The sequence below is a fragment of the Microbacterium sp. BE35 genome (assembly GCF_031457705.1).
GTDB classification, from domain to species: Bacteria; Actinomycetota; Actinomycetes; order Actinomycetales; family Microbacteriaceae; genus Microbacterium; species Microbacterium trichothecenolyticum.
Genome location: NZ_JAVDXD010000002.1, coordinates 880,783 through 893,807 on the forward strand (window position 1 = coordinate 880,783; position 13,025 = coordinate 893,807).

Consider the following 13,025-nt stretch of genomic DNA (forward strand, 5'->3'; position numbering starts at 1 on the left):
GATGGCGATGACCCTGCCCGAACTCGCCGACGCCGGACTCATCGACCCGGAGTGGTCGGCGGCGCTCGCACCTGTCGCTGTGGACATCGCCGCGCTCGGCGAGCGGCTTCGCGCCGAGGTCGCCGCCGGACGCCACTATCTGCCGGCCGGCGACCGCGTGCTGCGGGCGTTCCAGCGGCCGCTTCCCGACGTCAAGGTGCTCATCGTCGGGCAGGACCCGTACCCCACGCCGGGGCATCCGATCGGGCTCTCGTTCGCGGTCGACGCGCACGTGCGGCCGCTGCCACGCAGCCTCGGGAACATCTACCAGGAGCTGGAGTCCGACCTCGGCATTGCGCGCGCCCCGCACGGCGACCTGTCGGCGTGGAGCGACCAGGGGGTCATGCTGCTGAACCGCGTGCTCACGGTCGCACCAGGGGCGCCGGCATCCCATCGCGGCTGGGGATGGGAGAAGGTGACCGAGCATGCCATCCGCACGCTCGTCGCGCGCGACCGGCCGCTCGTGGCGATCCTGTGGGGCCGGGATGCCGCGAACCTGAGACCGCTCCTGGGCACCACGCCGATCATCGAATCGCCGCACCCGTCGCCACTGTCGGCGAGCCGGGGGTTCTTCGGCTCACGACCGTTCTCGCGCGCCAATGAGCTGCTCGCCCGACAGGGCGCCGACCCCGTCGACTGGCGGCTGCCCGCGTAGAGTCGCCGGCCGACCGCAGACATCCAGGAGAAGCCATGCTCGAAGAGGAATACGAGAAGGACCGCCGCAAGCTGCCGCGCCATCTGCAACGGCAGCCCGAGCCCGAGCGGCCCTTCACATTCACGATCCGGCCCGTCGAGGACCGCGACATCCCCGACATCCGCGAGATCTACAACTACTACGTCACCAACTCGGTCGTCACCTTCGACGAGGATGTGTGGTCGGTGGCGCAGTGGCGCAAGAAGCGCGCCGGCCTCGCGAAGCAGGGCCTCCCGTTCCTCGTCGCCGAGTCGCCGTCGGGTCAGATCCTCGGGTACGCGCTCGTCCAGCCGATGTCGAGCAAGTCCGCGTACCGGTTCTCGGTCGAGAACTCGATCTACCTCGGCCAGGCCGCCACGGGCAAGGGGCTCGGGCGCGCGCTGCTCGAAGCCCTCATCGAGGCGTGCGAGGCGGCCGGGATCCGGCAGATGGTCGCGGTGATCAGCGACAAGGGCGCCGAGGGGTCGGTCGCCCTGCACGAGAAGATGGGCTTCGTCGAGGTCGGCCGCATGGGCCGCGTCGGCTTCAAGTTCGGCCGGTGGCTCGGCACGATCTACATGCAGAAGGCTCTCAAACCCGTGAAGAAGAAGGGCCTCTTCACGCGCTGAGCGTCAGCCGCTCGACCGACCGGGGTCGACGCTCTGCCGGCTCCAGTCGCGCACGGCGTCGACGAGCTCGCGCCAGGCGCCCACGACCTCGTCGTCGGGCAGCTCGGCCTCGAGGGGGCCGGTCCCCGACCACGTCGCGCGGATCGACCACACGAAGCCATCGGGCATCGGCTCGCGGCGTCGCGTCGCCCGGTGCTGGGCAGCGGCTTCGACCTCGTCGTCGGGGTCCTCGCCTGCGGCGGCGCTCGCCTCACTCCACGGGCAGCGGTCGATGAGCGTGATCCACTCGGATGCCTCCGCCTCGGGCGGCTGCGCCGACCACCGTCGCGTCATGCCGGCGATGCCGCCGGTGCGCGCGACATCGACCTCGACCGCGGGCGGCCTCGCGGGCGGTGCGGTCGGGTCAGGACTCGGCGTCTCGGTCATCCGGGATCACGCCGACGCCCGTCCACCCGGTGCGGACGGCGTCGACCTCCTCCGACTCCTCACCGTACTCCGCGGCCGCCGCTGCGAGGGTGGCGCGTGCGAAGGTGGTGAAGTCGGCCGTCGACGGAAGCGTCCCCGACGTCAGGGCGCGGTACCAGATGAGCCCGGCGCGCTCCCAGGCGTGGCCGCCGAGCGCCTGCGCCGTGAGGTAGAACGCGTGGTTGGGGATGCCGGAGTTGATGTGCACGCCGCCGTTGTCGTCGCGGGTCTCGACGAAGTCGCGCATATGTGCGGGTTGCGGGTCCTTGCCGAGCACGTCGTCGTCGTAGGCTGTGCCGGGGGCCTTGAGCGATCGCAGCGCCACGCCCTGCACGGCGTCGGTGAAGATCCCCTCGCCGATGAGCCACGTCGCCTCGTCGACCGTCTGCCCATCGCGGTGCTGCTCGGCCAGAGCGCCGAAGACGTCGGCGATCGACTCGTTGAGTGCTCCGGACTGGCCGCGGTACAGCAGGCCGCCCTCGTCCTCGATCACGCCGTGCGCAAGCTCGTGCGCGATCACGCTGAGCGACCTGGTGAACCCGCGGAACACCTCGTCGTCGCCGTCGCCGAAGACCATGCGCTCGCCGTTCCAGAACGCGTTGTCGTAGTCGCGGCCGTAGTGCACGGTCGCCAGCAGCGAGCTGCCGGAGCCGTCGATGCTGTCGCGGGCGTACGCGTCCCACCAGAAGTCGTACGTCGCGCCGAGCCCGTCGAACGCCTCGTCGACGGACGCGTCGCCCGTCGCCGGGTCGTCCTCGCCGCGCACCCGGGTTCCGGGCAGCACTTCGCGGTGCTTCGCATCGGAGATCTCGCGGTCGGGTGCGGGCGTCGCCTCGGCGACGAGCGTTCCCGGCTCCTGGATCGACAGGCGCAGGCGGGAGAGCACCGGACGGTACTCTCGCGGCGCCGCGAGGGTGCGGTGCGCCGCGTCGGCGGCCCGAGCCCAGTTCTCCTCCTGCACGGCGGCGATGCGGGCGAGCAGGTACGGCGGGACGATTCCGGGGCTCATCCTCCGAACCTACTGGCCGTCACCGACAGGGTGGAGTGCCGACGCACGTGCGCGCGACGCGCCACGCAGCGGCGATGTCGACCGTGGCACGGTCGCCTGACGAGGGGCGGCGAGTCCAATGAACCTTCACTGCCGAGGGGTCGCCGGCGCCGGGGCGCCGCACAGCGTGGGCGGGAAGCTCGATGTGCAGGCGACCGTCGTCGCCCACGGGCGCACCACGGTGGCGCAGGGCGCTGAGACAAGCGAGCCGTCCGCCGAGACGCACCGCCTCCCGGACCGCAGCGTCGACACCCGGCGTGACGTACCAGCCGACCCGCACCCGCACCAGCAGCCCGTAGGACACGAACATCCGCACGTCGACGTCCGAGAGTCCGATGCGGCGCAGGTCACGGGTGGACGCGACGTGACCTGCGCGCCCCATCGCCATCTGCCAGGACATCACGACGCCATGATCGCGGCTCACGCGCGCGGTTTGCTCTGCCGGAGATGTTCCTGGGGATAAGGACGACCCGTCACACCCCGGGGAGGAAGCGGCCGCGGCATCACGGGGCGGTCTCCGCGATGGTCGCGGCATCCGTCTCTCGAGCAGCTCTCGCGGGTCCCGACCGGGCGTCCTTATCGGCAGGACTGTTTCTCCACGGACTCGTCGCGCGCAACACCAGCGGGGAGCGGCCGTACGAGGGGAGGCCTCCCCGACTACGTGCCGTTCTCGATGACAGGGATGGAGGCCAGCAGCCGCCGTGTGTACGAGACCTGGGGCTGCAGCAGCACCTTCTCGGTCGGGCCCTCCTCGACGATGCGGCCATCCTTCATGACGACCACTTCGTCGCACAGGTTCTGCACGACGCCGATGTCGTGCGACACCATCAGGAGCGTCAGGCCGTCGCGCACGCGCAGCTCGCCGAGCAGTTCGAGGATCTGCGCCCGGACCGTGACGTCGAGCGCCGACAGCGGCTCGTCGCCCACGAGCAGGCGGGGCCGGTGCACGATCGCGCGGGCGAGGGCGATGCGCTGCCGCTGGCCGCCCGAGAACTCGTGCGGGAAGCGGTCGGCCATGTCCGCCTCGAGGCCGACGTCCTCGAGCACCTCGCGCACACGCGCGCGACGGTCGCCGTCGATCCCGAGCGCCCACAGCGGCTCGCCGACGATGCGTCCGACGCTCATGCGCGGGTCGAGCGACGCATACGGGTCCTGGAACACGATTCCCGTCTGCTTGCGCAGCCAGTGCAGCGACCGTGCCGAGGCGCTCGCGTCGACCGGTCGCCCGTCGAACTCGAGGGCGCCGGCGGAAGGCGTGTCGAGCGCCAGCAGGAGGCGGACGAGCGTCGACTTGCCCGAGCCCGATTCGCCGATGAGGCCGACCGCAGAGCCTTCGCGCACGTCGATGTCCGCGTCCTCGAGTCCCGTCGTGAACGCCTGCTTCTCGAACAGGTGCGTCTTCGGCATGGGGTAGCGCCGGGTGAGCCCGCGGCCGCGGATCAGCACGCTCACTCCGCGCCCCCTGGCCGCCACAGCGTCGCCGTCGCGTCGCGCAGCAGCTCTTGAGTGACGACGGATGCCGGAGCCGACAGCAGCTGAGACAGCGGAGCCTCCTCGACGACACGTCCCTGCTCGAGCACGACACCGTGCGTCGCGATCTGCGACAGCACCGCGAGGTCGTGCGTGATGAAGACGAGGGACATGCCGTCGTCGCGCGCGAGCGACAGCAGCAGCTCGAGGATCTCGGCCTGGATGGTCACGTCGAGAGCCGTCGTCGGCTCGTCGGCGATCAGCAGTCGCGGCCGGCAGGCGAGTGACATCGCGATCGCGACGCGCTGACGCTGGCCGCCCGACAGCTGATGAGGGTAGCGGGCCACGATCCGGTCCGGATCGGGGAGGGCGACACGGGATGCCTCGGCGACCGCGCGGGCCGCAGCATCCCGTTTCGAGAGTCCCTCGTGGATGCGTATCGACTCGGCGATCTGGCGTCCGACGGTGCGGATCGGGTTGAGCGCGGTGCGCGGCTCCTGGAAGACGATGCCGATCTCGTCGCCGCGGATCTCTGCGAGCTCGCGGTCGGGCAGGCCGAGGATCTCGCGGCCGTTCCATCGCACGCTCCCCGACGCCGCCGCACCGTCGGGCAGGAGGCCCAGGATCGCGAGGGCGGTGAGCGACTTGCCCGACCCCGACTCGCCGATGAGTCCCACGCGGGCGCCGTCGGGCACGGCGAACGACACGCCGTCCACGACACGGCGGTCGCCGATGTCGATCGTCAGGCCCCGCACCTCCAGGCTCACGAGACCACCTCCGGGATGTGCAGCCGTGCGCGCCGGGTCGCAAAGGGACTGCGCGAGAGTGTCGGGTCGGTCGCTTCTCGCAGGGCGTCGCCGAGCAGGTTCAGCCCCAGCACGGTGATCGTGATGGCGAGACCGGGCCACACCACCGACAGCGGGTGCACGCCGATGAACTGCTGCAGTTGCGCGAGGAGCAGACCCCAGGACGGCTCGGTCACCGGCGCGCCGAATCCGAGGTACGACAAGCCCGCCTCCGCGAGCACCGCGACCGCCATGCCCCACGAGAGCTGCACGATGAACACCGGCGCGACGTTGGGGAGGAGGTGCCGCCACAGGTTCTGCGCCGGCGTGAGGCCGGAGGCGCGTCCGGCCAGCACGAAGTCGCTCTGCAGCACACGGCGCAGCTCGGGCCGCGTGACGCGGGCGATGTTCACGCCGAAGCCGATGCCGACCGCCCAGATCACGACCCAGAGCGACCCGCCCCACACCGCCGAGATCATCATCGCGATGATGAGCACCGGGAACGCGATCAGGATGTCGACGAACACCGCCACGGATTCGCGCACCCAGCGCGCGGTGAGGGCGCCGAGGGCCGCGAGCGAGATGCCGATCACGGTTGCGACGAGGCCGGCGCCGATCGCGACGAACACCGTGGTGCGGGCGCCCGCCATCAGGAGGCTCAGGATGTCGCGCCCCGATCCGTCGGTGCCGAGCAGGTGCGGCCAGCCCGGAAGGGCCCAGCGGTCGGCGATGTCGACCTTCTGCGGGTCGAACGGCGTCCAGAACCGCGCGACGATCGCGGTGACCGCCACGACGGCGACCACGATGAGCCCGAAGCGTCCTGTCGACAGCGCCCACAGTCGGCTGAGCCACGCCCAGCGCGAACGACGTCGCGTGCTCACGATGCCTCCCGCTGCCGGGGGTCGATGAGACGGTGCACGAGGTCCACGACGAAGCCGACGATGAGCACGAACCCGGTGAGGGCGAGGAGCTCGCCCTGGACCTTCGGCAGGTCGCGCGCGGCGACGTCGGCCACGAGCATGCGGCCGATGCCCGGGAGGGAGAAGAGCTGCTCGATGACGACGGCGCCGACGATGATGCCGGCGACCTGCAGGCCCAGCACCGTGATGACCGACAGCCCGACGACCGGCAGGCCGTGGCGGATCAGCGCCTGGTCGCGGGTGAGTCCCTTCGCGGCCGCGGTGCGCACGAAGTCCTGACCGACCGCCTGCAGCGTGGCGCTGCGCACGAACCGCAGCAGCATGGCGCCTTCGACGATGCCGATCGTGAGGGCGGGGAGGATGAGCGCGCGCAGCGCAGCCCACGGGTCGCTCCACCCCGACCTCGGGAAGCCCTGCGCGGGCAGCCACCCGAGCCACACTGCGAAGACGACGACGAGCATCATGCCCGCCCACACCACGGGCACCGCGGCGAGGGTCTGCGCGCCGACGCTGAGTCCCGTGCCCGATGCCCGCCCGCGCCGCATGGCCGAGAGGACACCGAGCGGCACGCTGATCACGACGGCGATCAGAAGGGACAGGATGCCGAGGGGCACGGTCACCTCCGCCTTCTGGGCGAGCTCGTCCACGACGCTCGTGCCCGTGAGCAGGGAGGTGCCGAGGTCGCCGCGGAACAGTCCGCCGATCCAAGTCAGGTACTGCTCCGGGAGGGGGCGGTCGAGTCCCAGCCGCTCCCGGATGGCGTCCTGCTGCTCGGGGGTGGATCCCACACCGGCGATGAGGTGCGCGATGTCACCGGGGAGCACCCGGAGCGTGAGGAAGATCAGCACGCTGGCGACGAGAAGCCCGAGCAGGAGCAGGGCGAATCGGGTCAGCGTGTATCGGATCACCCGTTGCTCTTGGCGATCTCGGCGACGTTGAGGCGCTCGTTCACGTTGATCGAGGGCATACCGGCGATGTTAGTGCCGACGGCGACGACGGAGGCCCCGTTGTAGAGCCAGTCGGCGGCGGCGTCCTCCGACACGATGCGGGCGGCCTGCTTCAGCAGGTCGGCGGCCTCGGCCTCGTCGGTGGCGGCCAGCGACTGGGCGTACAGGTCCTGAACCTCGGGGTTGTCGTAGGTGAAGTAGTAGTCGGGGTTCGCCCAGTTCTCGAAGTCGCGGGCCTCCGTGTGGAGCACGAAGCTCAGGTCGTAGTCGTGGTTCGTGTAGACATCGGTGAGCCACGTGGTGAAGTCGACCGAGTCCACGTCGAGGGTGATGCCGACCTCGTCGAGATCCGACACGAGGATCTGCGGGATCGTCGTCGAGTAGAAGCTCGGGATGGTCAGCGTGAGCTCGAGGTCTTCCTCGTACCCGGCCTCCTTGAGGAGCTTCTTCGCGGCCTCCGGGTCATACGGCGCGACGTCCGACAGGTCCTCGTAGCCGGGGTCGAGTTCGGGGATCGGACCGTACTGGGTCTGCCCCGACGCGAGGGCTTCGATGATGGCGTCGTGGTCGATCGCCTGGCGGATCGCCTGGCGCACGCGCTTGTCGGACAGCGGACCGGAGGTCTGGTTGAACGCGAGCGTGCCCTTGTCGGTCGACTTGCCGAGCACGAGCGCGAAGTCGCCGCTCTGCTCGACCTGCTCCTTCAGGTTCGCGTCGAAGCCGGTCAGCACGTCCACCTCGCCCGCGAGCGCCGCGTTGAGGGCGGCCTGATTGTCGGGGATGTATTCGAACACGACCTCGGCGGCGCCGGATGCGTCGCCCCAGTAGGCGTCGTTGCGCTCGAAGGTGATGCTGTCGCCCTGGCGCCATTCCGTCAGCACGAACGGACCCGTGCCGTTGGCCTTGGTCTTGTAGTCGACGGTGTCGCCCTCCTTGAGGACGATGCCGGCGCGGCCGGTGAGGTTCCACAGCAGGCTCGAGTCGGGCTCGGTGAGGGTCAGCGTGATGTCCTGCCCTTCCGCCGTGATCGAGGTGACGTTCGCCAGACGCGCCGCGTCGCGCCATGCCGGGGTGTCGCGACGCGTGGTGAGCGACCACACGACGTCCTGCGGGGTGAGCTCCTGGCCGTCGTGGAACGTCACACCCTCGCGGAGCGTGAAGGTGTAGGTGAGGCCGTCGGGCGAAACGGTCCAGTCGCGCGCGAGCGCGGGGACGATGTCCTGCTCGGGCGTGCGGGCGACGAGGCCCTGGTAGATGTTGTCGACGAGGATCTGGTCCAGCGCCGACCCTGCGGTCTCGCGGATGTCGAGGTTGCCGGGCTCGAGCACCAGCCGGACCGCGACCGACGCGTCGGGGTCGGGCTCCCCGGGCGAGGTGGGCGCGGCGACGCCCCCGCCACCGCTGCAGGCGGTGAGGACGAGCAGACCGGCGGCCAGCAGCGACGCTGCGGCGAGAGCGGTGCGACGGAGCATGAAGGTCCTTTCGGGGGGTCCCGGGTGTGCTGTGCGGGGCTCCGGGGCTGCCCAGGGGGTCGGGCTGCCGGATAGGTATCAGCCTAGGGATATCGCCGAGGCGGGCGGCGACTGCGTACTCGGAACGCAACAGAAGTGTTAATGCTTCCCGAGCGGTGCCGCAACGGTCACACGGCGGCCATGGCGCGCAGGCGCGCCCCCAGCTCCAGCGGGATCTCCTCCTGCACGTTGTGCCCCGATGCGACGACGGCGACGGATGCTGCGGGCACGCGTCGTGCGAACTCCGCTGCATCGTCGTCGGTGACGTAGCCGCGCTCGCCGCGCAGGAGGGTCGTCGGGGCCGCGACGGCGGCGAGATCCTCCCAGCCGGACTCGCCGAGCACCGAGGCGACGGCGTCCTGTCCTTCCACAGGCTCAGGGACCGTCGGCCCGGCGGATGCCGCGTTCGCGAGGCGCGCGAAGTGGTGCTTCCACTCCACCCGGCCGTCGGGGCGGATGCGGGAGTTGAAGTACACGCCGCGCTCGGCCTTGCGACGGGTGCCGCCGCCGAGTCCGAAGGCCAGCGCGCGCTCGACGAGTTCGTCGCGCGAGGCCCAGTCGGCGGGGCCGGCGAAGAAGTCCCGGATCTGCTGCGCCCCGGCGTTCGGGTCGAGGCCCGGCGTGATGTCGATGACCACCAGCTCGCGCACGAGATCGGGTCGGGATGCCGCCACCGCGGCGGCGGTCAGCCCGCCGAGCGACTGGCCGACGAGGAGCTGCGGAGCGTCCGTCCACGCGTCGACGCCGGCGGCGACGTCGGGGGCGAGCACACGCGCGACGTAGAGGGCGTCGTCGCGCCACGACGAATCCCCGTGGCCGGGCAGATCGACCGCGAGAGCGGGGAGCCCGAGCGCGAGGATCGTGGTGTCCCAGGTGTGCGCGTTGAGGCCCGCGCCGTGGAGGAATGTCACCACGGGGGCGGCGCCAGGCGAGTCCTCCGGGGTGTACCGCAGCGCGCTCAGCGTGCGTCCGTCGGCGAGCGTCAGCGACAGGCGCTCGCCGCGGGGCACGAGAGCCTGGATGCCGGCCTCCGCGGCCTGCTCGGGAAGGAACGAGAACTCGTCGATGGGGTCGCTCACCCGCTCATCATGCCGCACCGCGGCGGCGCCCGGCCCTGCCCGAGCCGGCCCTGGGTAGTCTGGCGTCATGACGGCAGAACACCGCGTGCATCTCTCGCGAGCGGCGCGACCCGCCTATCAGGCGCTCTCGGCCTTCTCGAAGACCGTGGGCGGCATCGCCGCCGAGAACGGCATCGACGACCGGCTCAAGGAACTCGTGCAGATCCACGCGTCGCAGCGCAACGGCTGCGCCTACTGCGTGCGGGTGCATGTCGAGCGGGCGCTCGCCGCCGGCGTCACGGCGGACGACATCGCGCAGCTGCCGGTGTGGCGCGAGTCGGGCGTCTTCTCCGACCGCGAGCGGGCAGGCCTCGAGCTCGCCGAGGCGTATGTCTACATCCACGAGGACGGGATCCCCGACGACGTCTACAACCGCATCGGCGGCGTGCTCAGCGAGAAGGAGTACGTCGCCCTCAGCTGGATCCTCGTGTCGATCAACGCGTTCAACCGGATCGCCATCGCGGGCCGGTACAGCACGCCGCCCCGCGACGACCTCGTCGGCGAAGACAAGGACGCCGCCGCGGGTGCCGCCTGGTGACCGTCCCCACACCCCCTCTCGATCCGGCACCGGCCGACCCCGTCGTACCGGGGGCGGTCAACCTGCGCGACGTGGGCGGCCTGCGCGCGGGCGACGCGGCCACGCGGTTCGGCGTGCTGTTCCGCTCGGGCAACCTCGCCCGGCTCGATCGGGCCGGCACGCGCGCACTCGCGGATCTTCACCTGCGGCGCATCATCGACCTCCGCGCCGACGACGAGGTCGCGCGCGAACCGAGCCGCATCGCCGGTCTCGACGTCGTCACGCAGCGGGTGCCCCTGTTCCTCGGATCGGTGGAGTCCTTCTTCCGCGACGACATCAGCCTCGACGAGATGTATCGCCGACTCGTCGACGACTCCTCCGAGGGCGTCACCGCGGTGGTCCGGGGCATCCTCGCCGACCAGCCGGTGCTCGTGCACTGCACCGTCGGCAAGGACCGCACGGGCGTGACGATCGCGCTCACCCTCGCGGCGGCCGGTGTCGACCCCGATGCCGTGGTCGCCGACTACGCCCGCACCGAGGGTCTGCTCCCGCCGCGGCGCAATCGCAAGATCGTCGAGATGCTGCGCGCGATGCATCCCGACGCCGTCCACCTCGAGGACCTCGCGACCAGGTCTCCGGCGCCGGTCATGCGCGCGCTGCTCGACGACGTCGCCCGGCGGTACGGGTCGGCGGGGGAGTACCTGCGCGCGCACGGCCTGGCCGACGACGAGATCGCCGAGTTGCGCCGCGTGCTGCTGCGCCGCAGCGCATAAAGACGAGGCGTCCATTCTCGCGGTCGGTGATGAGGTAAGGCAACCCTTCGTCAGCGGCTATAGTGGAAGGGTCATGGTCCAGAACATCCAGCCTCAGAGTGCCGCGCACAACGCGTCGGCGTGCCGTGCGTCGCGTCACACGCGCGTCCAGCACCTGATCACGGCCGACGAGTCGTCGCTGGCCGAGCTCGAGGCCGTGCTCGCGACCCTCCCGATCTGCTCGACGGGCCGGGTGTTCATCGAGATTCCGGATGCCTCGTGGCTGGCCGAGATCACCGCGCCGAGTCGCATGGTCGTGACGTGGCTCGACCGCTCGCAGCGATCGGGTGCGCCCGGCACCGGCCGTGGCTGCGCCTCGGGTGAGGCGCTCACGCGCGCCGTCACCGCGTGGGCCGACGAGATGCTGTGCGCTGAAGACGACGAGACCCGCATCCACCTGCTGGGCGGCTACCTCGGAACGGCCGACATCGTCGACCACCTGGTGGGGCTCGGCATCCGCACGGACGCGATCCACACTCCCGCGCAGTACGGCCTCGCCACCGCGCGCTGACGCCTCCCGCCGTCGTGGTCGGCCTCCGCCGCCGGATCTACCGCGTCTTCCGCGCCGCGGCGCCCGCGGCCTAGGGTATTGCGCCGGTACTCACCCTGCGGACGCGGCCGGGCCATCTCGGCCGCGTCCTCGTCGTCTCGTGCGATCAGGCCGCGCCGCGCGGCACGTAGTTGCCGTCGGCGAGGCCTGCCTCGATCTCGAACCGGTTGCGCAACGGGTTGCGGCCGGCCAGCAGGTAGAGCAGCGGCATGAGCAGCCCGTAGCGCTGCCACTGGCGCTTGTGCACGGCCTCGTGCCGCAGCAGCGCGTCCGTGATGCGCCCCTCGCCGGTGAGGAAGCACCCGCCGACGCATGAGCCGCCCCGCGGGAACGTCCAGCGGGGCATGCCGCGGAATACCCACAGGCCCTCGCGCTTCTCGACGCGGCCGGTGCTCCAGAGGGTGCCCCAGACCCATCCCACCGCGCAGCCGTACCAGTACCCGACGCGACTGATGGGCGAGTCCAGGAGGAACGCCGGAATCGCCTCGTCGATGCGCCGCCCCCGGATCACGGCGCGCTCGGCTGCGGCGCGCCACCCGGCGGGCGGCGTGGGGATGGGGCTCACGCGAGCGCCCCGATCACGCGCAGGATCGCGCCGAGGTCGTCGGTCGCCGCCGCGAGCGAGGCGGGTGAGTAGCCGGCAAGGGACGCGCCGACGAGCGGCACGCGTTCGCGAAGGCGCCCGACGGCGGCGGTGAGCTCGGCCACGCTGATGCCGAACGGCTCGGGATGGGCGTTCCCGCTGATCTCCGAGGGGTCGAGCGCGTCGATGTCGACGTGGATGTACACCGCCTCGGCGCCGGTCGCGAGCACCGCGTCGGCGAGCGCGTCGCCCGCCGCGAACTGGTCGACGGTGAGCGAGGTGATGCCGAGGTCGGCGACGACCTGGAGTTCGGAGTCGTCGAACGAGCGCGTGCCGCCCAGGACGACCCGCTCGGCGGCGACCGTGCCCGCCGGCAGCGACAGACCCGGGTCGCCGTCGCCGATGACGGCGCGCAGCACCATGCCGGCGAAGGCGCCCGACGGCGAGGAGTCGGGCGAGTTGAGATCGGGGTGCGCGTCGATCCAGACCACAGCGAGTCCGGGGGCGCGGCGGGCGGCGTGCGCGATCGGGGCGAGCGCGATGCCGCAGTCGCCGCCGATCGTGAGCACCGCCTCCTCCGGAGCGGTGACGTCGTGTGCGTCCAGGGCCTGCGCGACCATCCCGCGCACGCGCTGCAGAGCGCTGAGGCGATGGATGCCCGTATCCAGCGACTCGCCGGCCTCCATCGGCACGTCCAGCACCGTGGTCGAGGCCCGGGGCAGGTCTCCGGCGATCGCCTGGGCGCCATCGATGAGCTGCATCGCGCGGGAGGAGGGGCTTCCCTGCCATTGCGGGACAACCAGGTATCGCGTCATCCCTTCATCTTCGCCTAGACCGCGGCCCGTGGCATCCGTCACCGCCGATACAGAGCAGGTGCCGGAGAAGCCGGGATCAGGAAGCGCCGCCGCAGACACGGCGAAGGGCGCCGGATCCTCGCGGACCCGGCGCCCTTCGCGGT

The 13,025-nt window shown here is 71.4% G+C and carries 16 protein-coding genes; 5 read left to right on the forward strand and 11 right to left on the reverse strand.

Annotated features, from left to right (window positions below; genetic code table 11):
• Position 1 precedes the first annotated feature (1 nt).
• On the forward strand, positions 2-694 hold the full coding sequence (locus J2Y46_RS10020) for a uracil-DNA glycosylase (RefSeq protein WP_310242042.1): 693 nt from the start codon (positions 2-4) through the stop codon (positions 692-694).
• A 35-nt stretch (positions 695-729) separates the two neighbouring features.
• Complete coding sequence (locus J2Y46_RS10025; protein ID WP_045297460.1) at positions 730-1,341, forward strand: GNAT family N-acetyltransferase; 612 nt, start codon at positions 730-732, stop codon at positions 1,339-1,341.
• Positions 1,342-1,344: 3 nt separating this feature from the next.
• Here J2Y46_RS10025 and J2Y46_RS10030 read toward each other — a convergent pair whose 3' ends face one another.
• From J2Y46_RS10030 to J2Y46_RS10070, 9 genes are all read right to left on the reverse strand, one after another.
• Positions 1,345-1,767: a protealysin inhibitor emfourin gene (locus J2Y46_RS10030; protein ID WP_045297461.1), complete on the reverse strand. Its 423-nt coding sequence runs from the start codon at positions 1,765-1,767 to the stop codon at positions 1,345-1,347.
• The gene (locus tag J2Y46_RS10035) at positions 1,745-2,815 is read right to left on the reverse strand and encodes a M4 family metallopeptidase (protein ID WP_045297463.1); all 1,071 of its coding nucleotides are present in this window, start codon (positions 2,813-2,815) and stop codon (positions 1,745-1,747) included. The genes J2Y46_RS10030 and J2Y46_RS10035 overlap by 23 nt, the downstream gene beginning before the upstream one ends.
• Positions 2,816-2,834: 19 nt before the next feature.
• Positions 2,835-3,278 (reverse strand): hypothetical protein, encoded by a 444-nt coding sequence (locus J2Y46_RS10040; protein WP_052676697.1) that lies wholly within the window; start codon positions 3,276-3,278, stop codon positions 2,835-2,837.
• A 233-nt stretch (positions 3,279-3,511) separates the two neighbouring features.
• On the reverse strand, positions 3,512-4,261 hold the full coding sequence (locus J2Y46_RS10045) for an ABC transporter ATP-binding protein (RefSeq protein WP_045297555.1): 750 nt from the start codon (positions 4,259-4,261) through the stop codon (positions 3,512-3,514).
• Between the two features lie 41 nt (positions 4,262-4,302).
• A complete protein-coding gene (locus J2Y46_RS10050) occupies positions 4,303-5,091 on the reverse strand; it encodes an ABC transporter ATP-binding protein (RefSeq protein ID WP_045297464.1) in 789 nt (262 codons plus the stop codon).
• Positions 5,088-5,990 carry an ABC transporter permease gene (locus J2Y46_RS10055; protein WP_045297465.1) on the reverse strand — a complete coding sequence of 301 codons (903 nt, stop codon included), beginning with the start codon at positions 5,988-5,990 and terminating at the stop codon, positions 5,088-5,090. The genes J2Y46_RS10050 and J2Y46_RS10055 overlap by 4 nt, the downstream gene beginning before the upstream one ends.
• The gene (locus tag J2Y46_RS10060) at positions 5,987-6,937 is read right to left on the reverse strand and encodes an ABC transporter permease (RefSeq protein ID WP_045297466.1); all 951 of its coding nucleotides are present in this window, start codon (positions 6,935-6,937) and stop codon (positions 5,987-5,989) included. Before J2Y46_RS10060 ends, J2Y46_RS10055 begins: the two co-directional genes overlap by 4 nt.
• Positions 6,934-8,448, reverse strand: coding sequence for an ABC transporter substrate-binding protein (locus J2Y46_RS10065; protein WP_045297468.1), 1,515 nt, complete (start codon positions 8,446-8,448; stop codon positions 6,934-6,936). The genes J2Y46_RS10060 and J2Y46_RS10065 overlap by 4 nt, the downstream gene beginning before the upstream one ends.
• 167 nt (positions 8,449-8,615) lie before the next feature.
• A complete protein-coding gene (locus tag J2Y46_RS10070) occupies positions 8,616-9,566 on the reverse strand; it encodes an alpha/beta fold hydrolase (protein WP_245619520.1) in 951 nt (316 codons plus the stop codon).
• A gap of 67 nt (positions 9,567-9,633) precedes the next feature.
• Here J2Y46_RS10070 and J2Y46_RS10075 point away from each other — a divergent pair, with 67 nt between their 5' ends.
• The 3 genes from J2Y46_RS10075 to J2Y46_RS10085 all read left to right on the forward strand — a co-directional run bounded on the left by J2Y46_RS10075 (position 9,634) and on the right by J2Y46_RS10085 (position 11,445).
• Positions 9,634-10,143: a carboxymuconolactone decarboxylase family protein gene (locus J2Y46_RS10075; RefSeq protein ID WP_045297469.1), complete on the forward strand. Its 510-nt coding sequence runs from the start codon at positions 9,634-9,636 to the stop codon at positions 10,141-10,143.
• A complete protein-coding gene (locus tag J2Y46_RS10080) occupies positions 10,140-10,895 on the forward strand; it encodes a tyrosine-protein phosphatase (RefSeq protein ID WP_045297471.1) in 756 nt (251 codons plus the stop codon). Before J2Y46_RS10075 ends, J2Y46_RS10080 begins: the two co-directional genes overlap by 4 nt.
• A gap of 73 nt (positions 10,896-10,968) precedes the next feature.
• A complete protein-coding gene (locus J2Y46_RS10085; RefSeq protein WP_045297472.1) occupies positions 10,969-11,445 on the forward strand; it encodes an SIP domain-containing protein in 477 nt (158 codons plus the stop codon).
• 145 nt (positions 11,446-11,590) lie between these two features.
• Here J2Y46_RS10085 and J2Y46_RS10090 read toward each other — a convergent pair whose 3' ends face one another.
• Entirely contained in the window at positions 11,591-12,049 is a 459-nt protein-coding gene (locus J2Y46_RS10090) for a Fe-S oxidoreductase (RefSeq protein ID WP_211255865.1), read from the reverse strand.
• The gene (locus tag J2Y46_RS10095) at positions 12,046-12,882 is read right to left on the reverse strand and encodes an arginase family protein (protein WP_045297473.1); all 837 of its coding nucleotides are present in this window, start codon (positions 12,880-12,882) and stop codon (positions 12,046-12,048) included. Before J2Y46_RS10095 ends, J2Y46_RS10090 begins: the two co-directional genes overlap by 4 nt.
• Positions 12,883-13,025 lie beyond the last annotated feature (143 nt).